Genomic DNA, 15,880 nt, shown 5'->3' with positions numbered 1-15,880 from the left:
AAGGAGTTTTTTTATGACGGCCCTGTTTAACAATGCGACCTTAAATGAACTGGCTCACCAGCGTCATCAGGAGCTCTATCCGGAGCAGGCTATCATGCCTGATATTGCTCGTTTAATGGCATTAAGCGACTTTGCTTATCGTATTTTGTCGCGTTTTCCGCAGTGGGCCGAGTGGCTATTAGACGCCAAGGAAATGGCGTCTCGGCAGTGTCCCGCGTTGTTTGACTTTAGCCAGCCTGTAGTCGACGAAAAACAAGCTTTTCATGCGCTTAGAGTATATCGACTGCGCTACTGGTTGAAAGTGATGTGGCTCGACCTGATTGAAAAAAATGACATCAGTGACAGTATTGCTTATGTCTCTGAGCTCAGCGACACCCTCATAGATCAAGCTCAGCAGTGGGCTTATCGCAGCTGTGAGCAACAGTCAGGGAGTCCCAAAGATGACCAAGGTAACGCCCTACCTATGTTGGTATTGGGCATGGGCAAGCTGGGTGGGCGAGAGCTTAACTTTTCCTCTGATATTGATCTTATTTTTGCTTACCCGCGCAGCGTATCGACCTCCGGCGGGCGCCGTAGCATAGAAGCGCAAGTGTTTTACACTCGGGTAGCGCAAAAGCTGATCGCGGCTTTGGATCAAACCACCATTGATGGCCAAGTGTTTCGTGTTGATATGCGATTGCGGCCTTTCGGCGACAGTGGTCCTTTGGTCATGAGTTTGGCGGCGATGGAAGACTATTACCAAGACCAAGGCCGGGAATGGGAGCGCTACGCGATGTTAAAAGCGCGGCCCATTGGTCAGCCGAATCAATACTGGCAGGAGTTTTACCAGTTGATCCGTCCGTTTGTCTACCGTCGCTACATTGACTTTTCGGTGATTGACTCACTTAGAAAGATGAAGCACTTAATTGCGCAAGAGGTCCGCCGCAAAGGCCTCAGTAACAATATTAAATTGGGGGCAGGGGGAATTCGAGAAGCCGAGTTTATTGTCCAAGCGCTGCAGCTGATCCGCGGTGGTCGCGAACAGCCGCTGCAAACGCCATCGCTGTTACAGGCATTGGCGCAACTGCGGCAGCTCGAAATCATCCCAACCCAAGTCACTGACGATTTACAGCAGCAATATTTGCGTTTGCGTCAAGTGGAGCAGTATTTACAAGCGTTTGATGATAAACAAACCCAAACCTTGCCCGAGGACGAACTGAGCCAACAGCGGTTGGCGTATTTGCTGGACTGCCCTGACTATCATACTGTACAGCTAAACTTGTCGCGCCTAATGCAAGGCGTTCGTGATGAGTTTATGCAAGTAATAGGCGAGCCGCCGGAAGAGGAATTTGATGATAATGAAAGTGCCACTTACGCCTGGCAAAGTGGTGAAATAGCTCAACTTGGTGAGTGCCCTGCAAGTCGCTGTTTTGAGCAATGGCAACACGACTTGGACGAGTTCAAAAAAGTGCTAGCAAAAAAACAGGCGGGCACTCGCGGGCGCGATATTCTCGATAAGCTTATGCCTATCGTGTTAGCGGAGCTTAGCAAGCAAAATATGCCGCCTGCCTTAGCCCGAGTATTCAAAGTCATTAGCAAGGTGGTATCGCGTACCGCGTATCTTGAGTTGCTGTATGAAAACCATGGCGCACTGACGCAATTAATCAAGTTATGTTGTCACAGTGCTTGGATTGCAGAGCATATTGCTAAATACCCCATTTTATTAGATGAACTTATCGACCCGCAGTCTCTGTATAAGCCTTTGCCTCTGTCGGCCTACCACAGTGAAATTCAGCAAGCTTTTTTACGCATTGAAGCCGACGATATTGAGCTGCAAATGGAAACCTTACGGCAGTTTAAACAAACTCAGCAATTACGCATTGCTGCTGCTGATGCCACTGGGGTACTGGATGTGATGAAGGTTAGCGATCATTTAACGGCGCTGGCCGAGGCGATTATTGCCAAAGCGGTGGCGATTGCTTGGAGTCACACCGTGGCCCGCTTTGGTGCACCAGAGGGAGCTTCAGAAGAGGAAAAGGGATTTGCGGTGATAGCCTACGGCAAAGCTGGGGGATTGGAGCTAGGCTACAACTCGGATTTAGACTTAGTCTTTGTTCACAACCGTGATGGTGACAGCTACACCCAGGGTGAAAAGTCGATTTCGTCTCGGCAGTTTTACCTTAAGCTCGCACAGCGGTTAATGCATCTTTTTAATACCAAAACCTTATCTGGACCGTTATACGAATTAGACACGCGTTTGCGCCCAGAGGGCAACTCAGGGTTGTTGGCAATTAACCTAGAAAGCTTTTACCAATACCAGTTACAGCAAGCGTGGACGTGGGAGCATCAGGCTTTAGTTAGGGCTAGAATGGTATTAGGGCAGCAGGACATGCTGGAACGCTTTGCTGCCATTCGCGCGCAAATACTGACGCAATGCCGGGATGCGCAAAAGCTAAAAGGTGATATCGTCGCTATGCGGGAAAAAATGCGCAGCCATCTCGACAAGACCACGGCTACGGAATTTGACTTAAAGCAAGGGCGTGGTGGCATCACTGATATTGAGTTCTTATCACAATATTTAGTGCTGCAGCATAGTCACAACTTTGCGGCGCTGGCGCAGTACTCTGATAATATTCGTATTTTGCAGCATGCCAGCGCTGCCGGAGTGATCACTGAGGAGGTACAGCAGCAGTTAACTAAGGCGTACTGTTTTTACCGTGATACCTACCATTATCAATGCCTTAATGGTGGCACCCGCTATATTGATAAAACCCTTTGTCAGCAGCACATCGCCACGGTCACTGCGGCATGGCAGAGCTTCTTTGCCGACCACTAGACTGAATCTAGTGGTCGATTAGGCTATGATCCTGCCAGCTTACGGCAATTCTCTCTAACATAAAGGGGTGGATTTTGGGTGATCACCGCCGCCCGTGAGCGAGGACAAAAGAAGGTATACACCTGAAACTCAAAGTCGTCATTAATGGCGGTACCAACCTGGTACAGGGCACTAATAAAGTCGGTATCGAGACGAAAGTTGTATTTAACCACGTAGTCTTTATCTAAATACCAAAATAGTTCCACGCCCTCGGCCTTGGCTTGCTGTGCTAATACCGATTTCAAGGTATCACCTGTATCGAAGCGTCGTGCTTGCTTTTCTCCGGTCCAATTAGGGCTACTCGGTTTTACTGCGAGGGCGCGCTTTGCTAAGGCATCTTCAATGGGGAAGGTGGGTTTGCCTAATTTGATCACATACTTATCGCGGTCGGTGTCGCGATTCGACATGCGGTTTCTAAAGCTTTCATAAAACTGCGATAAGCCTTGTGCCGCGATATTGGTGGTTTCTTTAAAGTTCATGGTTTTGCTGGCGCCAAACAAAAAGTAGTAGGCAGCCCAAATCAGTAAAACGCCCAGTGATAGGTGTTTTACCCAAAACCACATTGCAGATACGGTATTTTTCTTTTTCTTAGCCATATGAACTACTCCAGGGCGCTAATAAACCGACTTGGCATTTTCATCGGGCCGCGTTTTAAAGCGACGGTGCACCCACATATACTGTTCTGGCGCGCATAAAATGGCCTGTTCCATGCGCTCATTTACACGCGTTACGTCTTCGGCATCATTGCCACTGGGGAAATCTGCCATTTCAGGTTGTATTGCTAAATGATACAACCCTTTATCGTCTCTAGTACAGTGTAAGCTTAAAGTCTCAGCTCTGCTACTGCCAGAGAATAATAAAGTACCAGTTGTGGTGGCGGCGTCGGGCACCTGAAAAAAGGGCACAAATTCTGCACGTTTGCGGCCATAGTCCTGATCGGGTAGATAATAACACACGCGTTTTGAACCAAGTGCTTTGAGTAAACCCTTAACGTCGCGTTTTGTGACTAAGTACTCGTTGGAGCGCAGTCGCCCTCGGGTCATAAAGAATTCCATCAACGGGTTATTATGCGGGCGGTAAAAGCCCACACCTTGAACCTTAGTGCCGAGCACGCGGCCAATCATTTCTAGGTGCAGCATATGAGGCACCAATAACAGTACCCCTTTGCCTTGCTGTTGTGCCCGTTCAATATGTTCGAGCCCTGTAATTGAACCAACCACGCGTTTAACGCGCCACTCGGGCCACCACCATGCCATGCCTGTTTCTAAGGTGGCAATGCCGGTGTTTTCCATATTTTGTCGTAGCATTTGCTGCTGCTGCGCCTCACTGAGCTTTGGAAAACACAGCTTTAAATTAACATCGGCAATGTGGCGACGTTTATGCATGTATTTGTGCACTAAACGTCCTAAGCCTTTGCCTAAAGCGAACTGTAGGCGTTGTGGTAACCAAGAAATAAGATATAAACACACCACTCCAAGCCAAGTTGGCCAAAATTTAGGGGCGAGGAATGACCACTTAAAGGGGGAATGATTTACCAAAATACAGTACCTAAGACAAAAATAGAGGGGGTAGTTTAGCGATTTGGAAGGAAAAACACAAAAAGCCAGCGAAGCTGGCTTTTTGTCGGAAAAATGAGCTGCTTAGCCTTCGATTAAACCTTGGTTGATGGCCTCAAGGTCGGCACGAGTTAAAGTTCCCGTTGCTTGCTTTAAGCGCAGTGAAGACAATACGTAACGGTAGCGAATATCTGCCAGATTACGTTTGGCGTTATAAAGGTTTTGGGTGCTGACTAAAACGTCAACAATGGTACGTGTACCAACATCAAAACCGGCTTCGGTTGCTTGCAGTGCACTTTCAGCTGAAACTACGGCTTGTTCTAATGCGCGGTAGGTTGCCACATCAGAGGCTACTTGGTTGTACGACGTGATCACCGAGCGCGTCATGTTGCGCATAGCCGCTTCCATGTCTTCGCTGCTAGCAACAAAATTAGCACGTGCTTGCTCGGTTGCTGCAACAGTGCGGCCACCAGTGTAGATTGGTACGTCAAGGGTCAAACCAATTTGCGTGCTGTCGCCACGAGGGGCATGCTGTCTACCCTGACTATCTTCCAATGTATCGCTGTAAGTCGCGTTCAAGTTAAGGGTTGGATAGTGTCCGGCTTGCGCCAAGTCAATTTGATCTTTGGCGATATCAACGGCCGATTTTGCCACCTGTAAATCAAGGTTCTTGTTTTTAGCAATCTCGATGAAATCCGTTGCTTCACGGCTAGGTTTTACCGTGGAGAATTTTTCTGTGTCTAATTTGTCTAGCTTCGAATGATATTTACCAGTAATGGTTCTGAGAGTTTCACGGGCCGTTTCAACTGCGTTTTTCGCTACAATTTCGTTGGCTACTGCGCGGTCAAACTGAGCGCGTGCTTCATGGACGTCAGTAATGGCGGTGAGACCCACTTCATAGCGCTGTTTGGTTTGTTCCAGTTGGCGTTCAATGGCACGCTTTTCTGCTTGCACAAATTCAAGGTTATCTAAAGCACTTAAGACATCGAAGTAGCCCTCAGCAATACGTACAATCAATGCTTGCTTTTGTTGTTCATACTGAGTGCTTGCCTGCAGAGCGACTTTTTCAGCAATCGACAGGTTTTGCCAAGCAGACATGTCAAAAATAGTTTGATTTAGTGAAATCGAGCGGTTGAAAGTATCGCTATCTGCTTCGCCTAAGGTGTAACCTGTTGCATCGTTTTGAGACTGTGGTGCACCTTCAATATTGGTGTCGGTATAGCCCATTCTGAAGCCAAGCTGTGGCAATAACACACCTAGCGCTTGATCCTTGGCATATTTTTGCGCGTCGGCTTGGGCTTTCGCTTTTAACACGGTCGGATCGTTTGCTGTGGCAATAGCGTATACTTGCAACAAGTCTTCTGCGTGGGATAGGCTGCTCGCTAATGAGCACGATAAACCGACGACTAGAGATAAGATGGTTTTTTTCATTTTTCGCTCAGTCCTTAGACAATTTTTATACTGTCAGCATGGTAACCTGTTTTTGCCGAGCGATTAAGGCCAAAAAGGTAAATCATCGCCAACAAGTGTAACAGAATATATTAAAATCACCCTGCCATTGTAATGTGGAAAACATTAAAGGTAAACGACTTCGTTTACTCATTTTTGTATGACACTTAATATAAGGGCAGGTGGTCGATTTTTAAACCATAAGTGGTCAATTTATAGGATTATTTTATGCAGCCCTTGAGTCAATTTGATCAACATGACGTCAATATTAGCGCAGTAAATACCGTGTTTGATGGTTTCTTTACTATCCATCAGTATGAATTTCAACATGCACTGTTTGCAGGCGGTGTCTCTGACACCGTAAAAAGAGAGATCCTTGAACGTGGTCATGCGGTGGCGGTATTGCCTTACGATCCAAACACCGATCAAGTGTTATTAATAGAGCAAATTCGCATTGGTGCCTTGGCTTCACGGCAATCTCCATGGTTACTAGAATGCATCGCCGGCATGGCGGAGGGCAGTGAAGATTATCAAGCCGTAGCGCGAAAAGAGGCGCAAGAAGAAGCCGGACTTGAGTTGGATAAACTGATTTACATGCGCTCTTATTTGTCCAGCCCAGGTGGCACCACCGAGCGTTTGTATCTTTATCTTGCTGTAACGGATCTATCTCAGGCAAAGGATCAAGGCGTGTTTGGACTGGATGATGAAAGTGAAGATATTAAAGTACATGTATTGCCTTTTAGTGACGCCATGGCACGGCTAGAGAGTGAGGAAATTGATAACGCTGCCACCGTAATTAGTCTACAATGGTTGGCATTAAATAAAGCGCAGTTACTAACGGGGAACGAGGAGTAATTTTTGTCACAGGTATTGAGTTCTAAGCAGTATATTCAATCTCTGCCACGATATATTACGCTATGCGAACGTAATTATTTACGTGCGCTTAAAGTGTTGCCCGAAGAAGTTGTCGGTGAGCAACGTGTGGTCGACTTATCCGCGGCACGTTTTGGCATCACCATTGAAAACGTCAGTAAATACACCACCGATGTTAGTATTGAGCAATTAGCAGCAGTAAGCACACATTTACCTCAATTCACCTTGCTGGTCAGGTTATATCACGATGCCAAAGTGGCAGAAGTCATCCATCGTGATTATCACCGTCGGATCAAGCCTTCTTATGGCTACCCCAACCCCGATATGCATCAAAAAGATGAAAAGTACCAGCTAAATGCTTTTTTAGCGGATTGGTTAATGGTATGTCTTGAAAAAGGTCGTGTGCATTTGAATTGGGATTTTGATAATGGCTTGGTTTAACGAGGTATTTCGCTTTGATAACACCACGCTGCGTATTGGCCATTGCAGTGACTGTCATTTATTTGCCCATCCCAATGATGAATATTTTAACGTCAATACCGCGTATAACTTCAGCCGCACGCTGGCTGCCATGGCTAAGGAATCCTTCGATGCGGTGATTTTTGGTGGGGATTTGACTCAAGATCACAGCTTGGAATCGTATCAGTTGTTTGCCCGCTTGGTGGCGGAAAGTGAGCTGGCTTGTCCAGTGTTTTGGCTGCCAGGCAATCACGATGACATCGACAGCTTACACTGTATTAGCCAAGGGCAAATTAAGTTCCATAAGCGTTTAACAGGGCCATTTGGCCAAGTATTACTGCTCAACTCGAAAGGCCCAACCCCTGCGGGGTGGTGTGAGGCCTCGCATTTGCAAGAAATAGTGGAGTGTGGTGATAAACCTGGCATTGCTTTTGTGCATCACCATCCAGTACCTATAGCTGGGTATTTAGATAAGCATATATTAGAAAACGGTCCCCAGTTAGTGAATTGCTTGGTGGATAACACGCAGATTCAAGCGCTGTTTCATGGCCATGTTCACCATGAGTATCAACTGTCGCTTCGTGGCTTTGCTATTTTTGCAACACCGGCCACGTCAATACAGTTTGCTAAAAACACGCTGCAATGGCAGCAACAGAATTTAGGCCCGGCATTTAGGGTCATTGAGTTATCACCACAGAGCTTAACAACAGAGGTGAAATGGCTCGACGCGTAGTATATATCCATGGTTTTAATAGCTCTGAGCGGTCTTTTAAAGCGACTGAGTTTGGCCGTTATATGGAGCAAAAACAAAGCACTTACAGTGTACCTAGATTGCATTATGATCCAACAATCGCATTAACACAGCTGCATGCTTTGGTAGATTCTGATACTGTGTTATTAGGCAGCTCTTTAGGTGGTTACTATGCCACCTATTTGTCGCAGACCTTGGGGTGTAAAGCCGTGGTCATTAATCCGGCGGTAAGGCCGTTTGCGTTGTTGAACGATTTTCTTGGGCCGCAGTATAATCCATACCAAGAGTGTCATTATACGTTGCAACATAAGCATGTGGAGGCGCTACGAGCGCTCTACATAAATACCCTTACAAGCCCTGAAAAGCTGTTATTATTGCAACAAACTGGTGATGAGGTACTGCCTTTTATCGATGCCGTACGCTATTACCAACACTGTCAACAGTTTGTTGAATTTGGTGGAGATCATAGCTTTGTCGGATTTTCGCGCTATTTTGATACCATCGCTGAATTTTTAGCAATCACTTAGTTAAGTAAAGAGCATCACCGTGACGCAATGACTGTCGTCACACCTTATTTGCAACTGCGAGACATCGTGGTTGAGACTTATTTGCGGATAAAAACACAACTAGAACTAGCCTATGAGTGAGCAAAATTATAATTCCGAAGCCATTGAAGTCCTTAATGGCTTAGAACCGGTAAAACGCCGTCCGGGCATGTACACCGACACCACAAGGCCGAACCACTTAGGCCAAGAAGTCATTGATAACAGTGTCGATGAAGCGTTAGCCGGGCACGCCAGCAAAATTGATGTGATCCTGCATGAAGATAACTCATTAGAGGTCATTGATGATGGTCGTGGTATGCCGGTGGACATTCACCCTGAAGAGGGGATCCCTGGGGTTGAGCTGATCTTAACCAAGCTCCATGCTGGTGGTAAGTTTTCTAACAAAAATTACCAGTTCTCTGGTGGCTTACACGGGGTAGGGATCTCGGTGGTAAATGCCCTCTCGACCCGAGTACAGATCACGGTTAAGCGTGATGGGCAAGTCTACCAAATGGCGTTCGCCCACGGTGATAAAGTGGAAGACTTAACCGTAACCGGCACGGTGGGCAAACGCAATACCGGTACCTCGGTGCAGTTTTGGCCAGATCCTAGCTATTTTGACTCGGCCAATTTCTCCCTCAGCAAGATGCATCACATCTTAAAGGCCAAGGCGGTATTATGCCCCGGGTTGAAAATCCGTTTTATTAATAAGCAAACCAAAGAGACTCAAGAATGGCATTATGAAGCCGGTCTTGAGGATTACCTAAAAGACAGCGCTGAAGGCTTTGAGGTGCTACCTAAGCCTCCTTTCACAGGCAGTTTCAGTGGTTCTACTGAGGGCGTAGATTGGGCGTTGCATTGGTTGCCTGAAGGCGGCGACTCAATAGCCGAAAGCTATGTTAACCTCATCCCCACCGCGCAAGGTGGTACCCATGTAAACGGCCTACGCCAAGGCTTACTGGAAGCCATGCGCGAGTTTTGTGAATTTCGAAACCTAGTGCCGCGAGGCGTTAAGTTGACTCCAGATGATGTCTGGGACCGCTGTAGTTACGTGTTATCAGTAAAAATGGAAGACCCGCAGTTTGCTGGGCAAACCAAAGAAAAGCTGTCTTCACGCTCCTGTGCCACCTTTGTTTCAGGTATTGTTAAAGATGCCTTTAGCTTGTGGTTAAACGAACACACCGAAACCGCTGAGTTACTGGCCGAGCTATGCATTAGCAATGCTCAAAAGCGCATGCGCGCGGCGAAAAAAGTGGTGCGTAAAAAAGTCACTTCTGGCCCAGCGCTACCAGGTAAGCTAACCGATTGCTCTGGCACTGAAACCGAGCGCTCAGAACTTTTCCTAGTGGAAGGGGACTCAGCGGGTGGCTCTGCTAAGCAAGCGCGTGACCGTGAGTTCCAAGCAATCATGCCGCTCCGGGGTAAAATACTCAACACGTGGGAAGTGGAGTCTGGGCAAATTCTCGCCTCGCAAGAGGTGCATGATATTTCTGTTGCTTTGGGCATCGATCCTGACTCAGAAGACTTGTCGGGACTGCGCTATGGTAAAATTTGCATTCTTGCCGATGCCGATTCCGATGGTCTGCACATTGCAACACTGCTGTGCGCGCTGTTTGTTAAGCATTTCCCAACCTTGGTAAAACAAGGCCATGTGTTTGTCGCCATGCCGCCTTTATTTCGAATTGATGTCGGTAAAGAAGTGTTTTACGCCTTAGACGAAGACGAGAAAAAAGGCATTTTAGACCGCATCGAAGCCGAGAAAAAACGCGGCAAGGTCAATGTTCAGCGCTTTAAAGGGCTGGGGGAAATGAACCCTATGCAGCTGCGTGAAACCACCATGGATCCCAACACCCGACGCTTGGTGCAGCTAACCCTTGATGAGCAAGAACAAACGCTGGAAATGATGGACATGTTGCTGGCGAAAAAGCGCTCCGGCGACCGCAAGTCTTGGCTTGAGCAACATGGTGATAAAGCCGAAGTTTAATAACAAACAAAATCATGCCAGTGGGTTACGCTGCTATGGTTTTGATGATTACGCCAATGCGATGGTTCGCATCAGCTACAACAACAAGTAAGGTGTAACATGACTGATCCTCAAGCCCTGTCGTTACAGGGCATTGAACAACTAGCAATGGGGCGTTTTACCGAAGACGCCTACCTTAACTACTCCATGTACGTGATCATGGACCGAGCCTTACCGCATATTGGTGATGGCTTGAAGCCAGTGCAACGTCGTATTGTTTATGCGATGAGCGAACTGGGGTTGTCGGCACAAGCTAAATACAAAAAGTCTGCCCGTACTGTAGGTGACGTACTCGGTAAGTATCACCCACACGGTGATAGTGCCTGTTATGAAGCCATGGTATTAATGGCACAGCCGTTTTCTTATCGCTACCCGCTGATTGATGGTCAGGGTAACTGGGGGGCGGCAGACGACCCGAAATCGTTTGCAGCCATGCGTTATACCGAGGCCAAACTGTCGAAGTTTTCCGAGGTGCTGCTGAAAGAGTTAGGCCAAGGCACGGTGGATTGGACCGCGAATTTCGATGGCACCATGAATGAGCCTAAGGTGTTACCATCACGGTTACCGCATATTCTGCTTAACGGCGTAACCGGGATCGCGGTGGGGATGGCGACAGACATCCCGCCACACAATGTCCGTGAACTGGCCGAGGCGTGCTGTTTACTGCTCGACAAACCAAAAACAGAGTTAGAAGAACTGCTAGACATAGTGCACGCGCCAGATTACCCCACTGATGCCGAAATCATCACTCCGCGCAGTGACATTAAAAAGCTGTATACCACTGGCCGTGGTTCTATCAAGATGCGTGCGGTGTACAGTGAAGAACAGGGCGAAGTGGTGATCACAGCCTTGCCTCATCATTGCTCCGGTGCCAAAGTATTAGAGCAAATTGCTGCACAAATGACCGCGAAAAAGCTGCCGATGGTGGCAGACTTACGCGATGAGTCCGATCACGAGAACCCCACTCGTATCGTCATTGTGCCACGCTCTAACCGGGTTAATGTCGAGTCTTTAATGGCGCACTTATTTGCCACCACCGATCTGGAGAAAAACTATCGTGTTAACTTGAACATGATTGGTCTCGATGGTCGTCCGCAAGTAAAAGACTTACGCCAAATCTTGTCTGAGTGGTTGCTGTTCCGCCGTGAAACAGTACGCCGCCGTTTGCAGCACCGTCTTGACAAGGTATTGGCGCGGTTACATATCCTCGAAGGCTTGATGATTGCGTTTTTGAATATCGACGAAGTCATTGAAATTATCCGCAATGAGGACAAGCCTAAAGAAGAGTTAATCGCACGCTTTGGCTTAACCGATAAACAAGCCGAAGCTATTTTAGATTTAAAATTGCGTCATCTTGCGAAACTCGAAGAGATGAAAATTCGCGGTGAGCAAGAAGAGCTGGAAAAAGAGCGCGAAGGGTTGGAAAAAACCTTAGGGTCTGAGCGTCGTATGTCGACCTTGATGAAAAAAGAAATCAAGGAAGCGGCTGAGCTGTATGGCGATGATAGACGCTCGCCGGTGGTTGAGCGCAGTGAAGCCAAAGCGCTCAATGAAAAAGACCTGATCCCATCTGAAGCGGTGACGGTGGTGCTATCGGAAAAAGGCTGGGCACGAGTTGCCAAAGGCCATGACATTGATGCCCAAGGGTTAAATTATCGTTCTGGCGACGCTTATAAGGCTTCGGCACGCGGCAAGAGCAATCAACCTGCTGTTTTCCTTGATACTTCCGGACGCGCTTTTGCTACCGATGCCCATAGTTTGCCATCGGCAAGAAGCCAAGGCGAACCCATGACAGGGCGCTTTAATCCAGCGCCCGGGTGCAATTTTGAGCACGTGGTGATGGCCGAAGAGCGCGCCCACTACCTTATGGCAACCGATGGCGGCTATGGTTTTATTGCTGAGTTTAACGACATGGTCAGCAAAAATAAAAACGGTAAAGCCTTCGTGAGTGTGCCAAAAGGCGCGCAATTGTTAGCACCGATCCCAGTGTTTGATGTCGCCTCTGACATGTGTATGGCCATTTCCAGTGAAGGCCGAATGCTGTTATTCCCACTGCGAGATTTACCAAAACTGGGTAAGGGTAAAGGCAATAAGATTATTTCTATTCCGAGTGCCAAAGTACAAAGTCGCGAAGAGTTTGTTAAGGTGCTGGCGGTGGTGCCTGCTGGTAGCTCCGTGACCCTTCATGCCGGTAAGCGTAAACTCACCTTAAAGCCTAGCGACCTTGAGCATTATTATGGGGAGCGTGGCCGTCGAGGTAATAAACTACCACGGGGACTACAGCGAGTAGACCGCTATGAGTTAGAGCAAACCGCCCAAGAGGTGGAAAGCGAATCGCCAGACGGCGAACCAAGTTAATTCCTAGGGCCGCAATCGCGGCCCTTTTTACTGCGCCATTGTGCAAAAACCTGCATGGCAGAGAAAAAAGTGGCAACAGTGCAGCAATTTTTTAGTCATTACGCTAAAATGCTCGGTTATACCAAACTGCTTTTTGCTTGGTCGATGCCTGCGATACGTTGGCAGATCAGCTCGGGGGCAGAGTACTATTTTTAAAAGTATGGAAAGTAGCATTGGCTGCTTATCACCATCACACGGGCTTTCCTAGGGGTAACTATGTCAGATAAGTGCTATATCACAGCGCAACAATTGCTAGAAGATTCTTTTCGCTTGGCCGCACAGGTGTATGAAGATGGCTTTCGACCTGATTTTATCATCGGTATTTGGCGCGGTGGCGCACCAATTGGTATCGCAGTGCAAGAATATTATGATTACAAAGGCATAGAAACGGATCACATCGCAGTGCGTACTTCTTCGTACTATGGTATCGGCAAGCAGTCGAAAGAAATCAAAGTACACGGTTTGCATTACATTGTTGAGAACGCCAACGCCGGTGATTCACTACTGATTGTCGATGACGTATTTGACTCGGGCCGCAGTATTTTTGCGTTACGTGAAAAGCTGGAAGAGTTGATGCGATTGAACCTACCAAAAGACATTCGTGTTGCTTGTCCTTATTACAAGCCCACCAATAAGAAAGTGCCAATGACACCGGATTATTACATTCATGAGTCGGATGAGTGGTTGGTGTTCCCCCATGAGCTATCGGGGTTAACCCCGGATGAGCTGCTTGAAGGCAAGTCGGATCTTGCTAATATCAAGCATTTATTCGATAAGTAAAGCACATAGGGTTATTGTTTTGAGGCGCGAAAGCGCCTCAAGATACCGCGCTTACGCTTGCGCGAAGCTGTCAACAAAGTCCTCTAAGGCATCCACATCTACGGGTTTTAGCCCTTCACTGCTGCGTACAATCAAGCCCTTTTCCACCAGTTCACTGACCACTCGGCGATACGCCCGTTCGGTGGTAGCAAAACGCTCGGCTTCGGCGCTTACGGTGGAGTAAGCACGCAGTAAAGTGGGGTTGGAGTTTTCTGCTCGTAATAAACAGTCTTTGGCAATGTTATAACTCAAAGGCAGCAGCAGTTTATCGAGGTTGATCTTTTGGTTTTCAGCAAATTTAGCGGCAATGGTTTGCGCCGTATAAAGGCTTAACTCGGGTTGCTCTAACAATAACTTACGCCAATGTTTTAGCTCAATAAGGTGGTAAGTGACATCGCTTAAACACGACACGGTATAAATACAGGGTTGATTGTTTAACGCTTCAATTTCGCCAATCAGTGTATTATTACAGTCCAGTTGCCCAAGCAGTAGGCGTCGGCCATTACCGACATCATAACTAAACGATACCGTGCCACTGGTCACCAGGATCAGCTTAGTAAGCGGCTCATCTTGGTGGATCAAGACTTCCTTTTTACGGTGTTGAAAGCTATTACCGGCAAAGGCAAGCAGCTGTTCGACCAAATTGGTTGAAAAATGATATTGAAACATCTAGATGGCTCTTCGGACAATTGTCCTATTTATTAAACTATAATGAAGTTAGCATGAATTTTCAGGTTTTACGCTAACTCACACCGTTTAAATAGTAATGCGCTTAGTTCATGCTAATGAGCTACTCTATATTACGATTAAACCCCCGATTCCCGTGTTAGAGCTAAAGTATTGGTGCTAATTTCTTAGGGGTTTGTGGGTTAGCTTTTTTCTTAAATGCTATACAGCGTATGCTAACGCAAGTTGGAGGAGAGAACAAATGAGTTGGGAATATTTAGGCTATTTGGCCTCCGCTTTTTTGGTTGTTTCTTTGATGATGAGCAATGTCGTCAAGTTGCGTTGGTTTAATTTAATGGGCTGTATTTGCTTTACCGCTTATGGCGCCGTCATTCAGGCGTGGCCGGTGGCGCTAACCAATGGCATCCTCGCCTTGGTTAACACCTACCACTTAGTGAAATTACATAAAAATCAGCGTTGATACTTGAGTTCACCCGCAAGCCAAGTCTGCTCGACTTGAATGTCATCAATTTTTTCTTCTGGCACAGCAAAGTAATCACTGTCGATAAGGATAAAGTCGGCCCATTTACCTTGTTCTAAACTGCCGAGTTTATACTCTTGAAAAGCCGCATAGGCTGCATCTAAGGTAAAGGCTTGTAATGCTTGCTCACGACTGAGTTTTTCAGTTGGGCGCCAACCTGACTTTGGTTGATCGTGGTGATCTTGACGGGTGATGGCAGCATGTAGGCCATGGAAAGGATTGGCCAGTTCTACTGGAAAGTCTGAGCCCGCAGCGACTTTACTGCCTTGCTGTAAAAAGGTTTGCCAAGCATACGCCCCTCTTAATTGCCCATCGTCAAGGCGCTTCTCTGCCATGTGCATGTCCGATGTCGCGTGAATCGGCTGCATTGACGGGATGATGTCTAAGGTTTTAAAACGTGGAATGTCGTCTGGGTGGACAATCTGAGCATGCTCTATACGGTTACGCAGTAATTTGCCACCGGCTTGCTGAAACACATTTTTATAGGCATCCAGAACAATGCGGTTGGCGCGGTCGCCAATGGCATGGGTGTGGGCGCTGTAACCATGACGAATACTTTGTCTGATGAGAGATTCCAAGGTGCTTTGATCTTCTAACATCAAGCCTTTATGGCCTTTGCGGTCATGGTAATCTTCAATCAGTGCTGCACCACGGCTGCCTAAGGCACCATCGGCGTAAATTTTCACACTGCGGATCAGCAACTGGTCATTGAGGTCTTTGATCACGCCAGCATCCAGCATTTCGCCGAGTTTAGGGTCGCTGGCACTGAGCATGGCATAAATGCGCAGTGGCATGGTGTTGGATTTGGCACGCTGTTGATACACCTGCCAGGTGGTATGGTCGATACCAGCATCATGAGCGGAGGTGATCCCCAAACTTAATAAGTGCTCACCGGCCTTATCGATAAAAATACCGCTAGGTTGGTTATTGCTAAGACGAATAATTTC

Annotated in this window: 15 protein-coding genes; 10 read left to right on the top strand and 5 right to left on the bottom strand. The window is 47.3% G+C overall.

The annotated features are described in order from the left end of the window. The first annotated feature begins 13 nt into the window (after positions 1 to 13). Positions 14 to 2,815: a bifunctional [glutamate--ammonia ligase]-adenylyl-L-tyrosine phosphorylase/[glutamate--ammonia-ligase] adenylyltransferase gene (gene glnE, locus ACNKW2_RS09660; protein ID WP_419148370.1), complete on the top strand. Its 2,802-nt coding sequence runs from the start codon at positions 14 to 16 to the stop codon at positions 2,813 to 2,815. 23 nt (positions 2,816 to 2,838) lie between these two features. Here the strand turns inward: glnE and ACNKW2_RS09655 are convergent, their stop codons facing one another. From ACNKW2_RS09655 to tolC, 3 genes are all read right to left on the bottom strand, one after another. Next, positions 2,839 to 3,450, bottom strand: a complete 612-nt coding sequence (locus ACNKW2_RS09655) for a TcpQ domain-containing protein (protein ID WP_419148369.1) — start codon at positions 3,448 to 3,450, stop codon at positions 2,839 to 2,841. Positions 3,451 to 3,468: 18 nt separating this feature from the next. Continuing rightward, complete coding sequence (gene lpxL, locus ACNKW2_RS09650) at positions 3,469 to 4,392, bottom strand: LpxL/LpxP family Kdo(2)-lipid IV(A) lauroyl/palmitoleoyl acyltransferase (protein ID WP_419148368.1); 924 nt, start codon at positions 4,390 to 4,392, stop codon at positions 3,469 to 3,471. A gap of 102 nt (positions 4,393 to 4,494) precedes the next feature. Continuing rightward, the gene (tolC, locus tag ACNKW2_RS09645) at positions 4,495 to 5,841 is read right to left on the bottom strand and encodes an outer membrane channel protein TolC (RefSeq protein WP_419148367.1); all 1,347 of its coding nucleotides are present in this window, start codon (positions 5,839 to 5,841) and stop codon (positions 4,495 to 4,497) included. A gap of 246 nt (positions 5,842 to 6,087) precedes the next feature. Between tolC and ACNKW2_RS09640 the strand changes: the two genes are divergently transcribed. The 8 genes from ACNKW2_RS09640 (at position 6,088) to ACNKW2_RS09605 (ending at position 13,687) form a co-directional block, all read left to right on the top strand. Next, complete coding sequence (locus tag ACNKW2_RS09640) at positions 6,088 to 6,714, top strand: NUDIX domain-containing protein (RefSeq protein ID WP_419148366.1); 627 nt, start codon at positions 6,088 to 6,090, stop codon at positions 6,712 to 6,714. Between the two features lie 3 nt (positions 6,715 to 6,717). After that, complete coding sequence (locus ACNKW2_RS09635; RefSeq protein WP_419148365.1) at positions 6,718 to 7,173, top strand: DUF1249 domain-containing protein; 456 nt, start codon at positions 6,718 to 6,720, stop codon at positions 7,171 to 7,173. After that, positions 7,160 to 7,924, top strand: a complete 765-nt coding sequence (locus ACNKW2_RS09630; RefSeq protein ID WP_419148364.1) for a metallophosphoesterase — start codon at positions 7,160 to 7,162, stop codon at positions 7,922 to 7,924. Before ACNKW2_RS09635 ends, ACNKW2_RS09630 begins: the two co-directional genes overlap by 14 nt. Next, positions 7,909 to 8,469, top strand: coding sequence for a YqiA/YcfP family alpha/beta fold hydrolase (locus ACNKW2_RS09625; RefSeq protein WP_336567340.1), 561 nt, complete (start codon positions 7,909 to 7,911; stop codon positions 8,467 to 8,469). The genes ACNKW2_RS09630 and ACNKW2_RS09625 overlap by 16 nt, the downstream gene beginning before the upstream one ends. Before the next feature lie 112 nt (positions 8,470 to 8,581). Beyond that, positions 8,582 to 10,471, top strand: a complete 1,890-nt coding sequence (gene parE / locus ACNKW2_RS09620; RefSeq protein ID WP_419148363.1) for a DNA topoisomerase IV subunit B — start codon at positions 8,582 to 8,584, stop codon at positions 10,469 to 10,471. Between the two features lie 99 nt (positions 10,472 to 10,570). Further along, positions 10,571 to 12,868: a DNA topoisomerase IV subunit A gene (gene parC / locus ACNKW2_RS09615; protein ID WP_419148362.1), complete on the top strand. Its 2,298-nt coding sequence runs from the start codon at positions 10,571 to 10,573 to the stop codon at positions 12,866 to 12,868. Between the two features lie 54 nt (positions 12,869 to 12,922). Beyond that, positions 12,923 to 13,063 (top strand): hypothetical protein, encoded by a 141-nt coding sequence (locus tag ACNKW2_RS09610; RefSeq protein ID WP_419148361.1) that lies wholly within the window; start codon positions 12,923 to 12,925, stop codon positions 13,061 to 13,063. A gap of 60 nt (positions 13,064 to 13,123) precedes the next feature. Beyond that, positions 13,124 to 13,687 (top strand): phosphoribosyltransferase, encoded by a 564-nt coding sequence (locus ACNKW2_RS09605; RefSeq protein ID WP_336567334.1) that lies wholly within the window; start codon positions 13,124 to 13,126, stop codon positions 13,685 to 13,687. 51 nt (positions 13,688 to 13,738) lie between these two features. Here the strand turns inward: ACNKW2_RS09605 and ACNKW2_RS09600 are convergent, their stop codons facing one another. After that, a complete protein-coding gene (locus tag ACNKW2_RS09600) occupies positions 13,739 to 14,395 on the bottom strand; it encodes a Crp/Fnr family transcriptional regulator (RefSeq protein ID WP_336567333.1) in 657 nt (218 codons plus the stop codon). 259 nt (positions 14,396 to 14,654) lie between these two features. Here ACNKW2_RS09600 and ACNKW2_RS09595 point away from each other — a divergent pair, with 259 nt between their 5' ends. Beyond that, the gene (locus tag ACNKW2_RS09595) at positions 14,655 to 14,873 is read left to right on the top strand and encodes a YgjV family protein (RefSeq protein ID WP_419148360.1); all 219 of its coding nucleotides are present in this window, start codon (positions 14,655 to 14,657) and stop codon (positions 14,871 to 14,873) included. Here the strand turns inward: ACNKW2_RS09595 and ACNKW2_RS09590 are convergent. Further along, positions 14,864 to 15,880: amidohydrolase (locus ACNKW2_RS09590; RefSeq protein ID WP_419148359.1), on the bottom strand; the 1,017-nt coding region annotated here is incomplete at its 5' end. The genes ACNKW2_RS09595 and ACNKW2_RS09590 overlap by 10 nt on opposite strands.

This window comes from Pseudoalteromonas 'SMAR' (genome assembly GCF_048515945.1).
GTDB lineage: Bacteria > Pseudomonadota > Gammaproteobacteria > Enterobacterales > Alteromonadaceae > Pseudoalteromonas.
The sequence above is the reverse complement of the archived record's forward strand: the minus strand, read 5'-3'. Positions and strand labels throughout refer to the sequence as shown.

Bases quoted from the DNA above. Each gene is read 5' to 3' on its own strand.
- parC (WP_419148362.1), top strand. From the start codon at position 10,571: ATGACTGATCCTCAAGCCCTGTCGTTACAGGGCATTGAACAACTAGCA.
- ACNKW2_RS09600 (WP_336567333.1), bottom strand. From the start codon at position 14,395: ATGTTTCAATATCATTTTTCAACCAATTTGGTCGAACAGCTGCTTGCC.
- ACNKW2_RS09655 (WP_419148369.1), bottom strand. From the start codon at position 3,450: ATGGCTAAGAAAAAGAAAAATACCGTATCTGCAATGTGGTTTTGGGTA.
- ACNKW2_RS09610 (WP_419148361.1), top strand. From the start codon at position 12,923: ATGGCAGAGAAAAAAGTGGCAACAGTGCAGCAATTTTTTAGTCATTAC.
- ACNKW2_RS09625 (WP_336567340.1), top strand. From the start codon at position 7,909: ATGGCTCGACGCGTAGTATATATCCATGGTTTTAATAGCTCTGAGCGG.
- ACNKW2_RS09630 (WP_419148364.1), top strand. From the start codon at position 7,160: ATGGCTTGGTTTAACGAGGTATTTCGCTTTGATAACACCACGCTGCGT.
- ACNKW2_RS09595 (WP_419148360.1), top strand. From the start codon at position 14,655: ATGAGTTGGGAATATTTAGGCTATTTGGCCTCCGCTTTTTTGGTTGTT.
- tolC (WP_419148367.1), bottom strand. From the start codon at position 5,841: ATGAAAAAAACCATCTTATCTCTAGTCGTCGGTTTATCGTGCTCATTA.
- ACNKW2_RS09605 (WP_336567334.1), top strand. From the start codon at position 13,124: ATGTCAGATAAGTGCTATATCACAGCGCAACAATTGCTAGAAGATTCT.
- glnE (WP_419148370.1), top strand. From the start codon at position 14: ATGACGGCCCTGTTTAACAATGCGACCTTAAATGAACTGGCTCACCAG.
- ACNKW2_RS09640 (WP_419148366.1), top strand. From the start codon at position 6,088: ATGCAGCCCTTGAGTCAATTTGATCAACATGACGTCAATATTAGCGCA.
- parE (WP_419148363.1), top strand. From the start codon at position 8,582: ATGAGTGAGCAAAATTATAATTCCGAAGCCATTGAAGTCCTTAATGGC.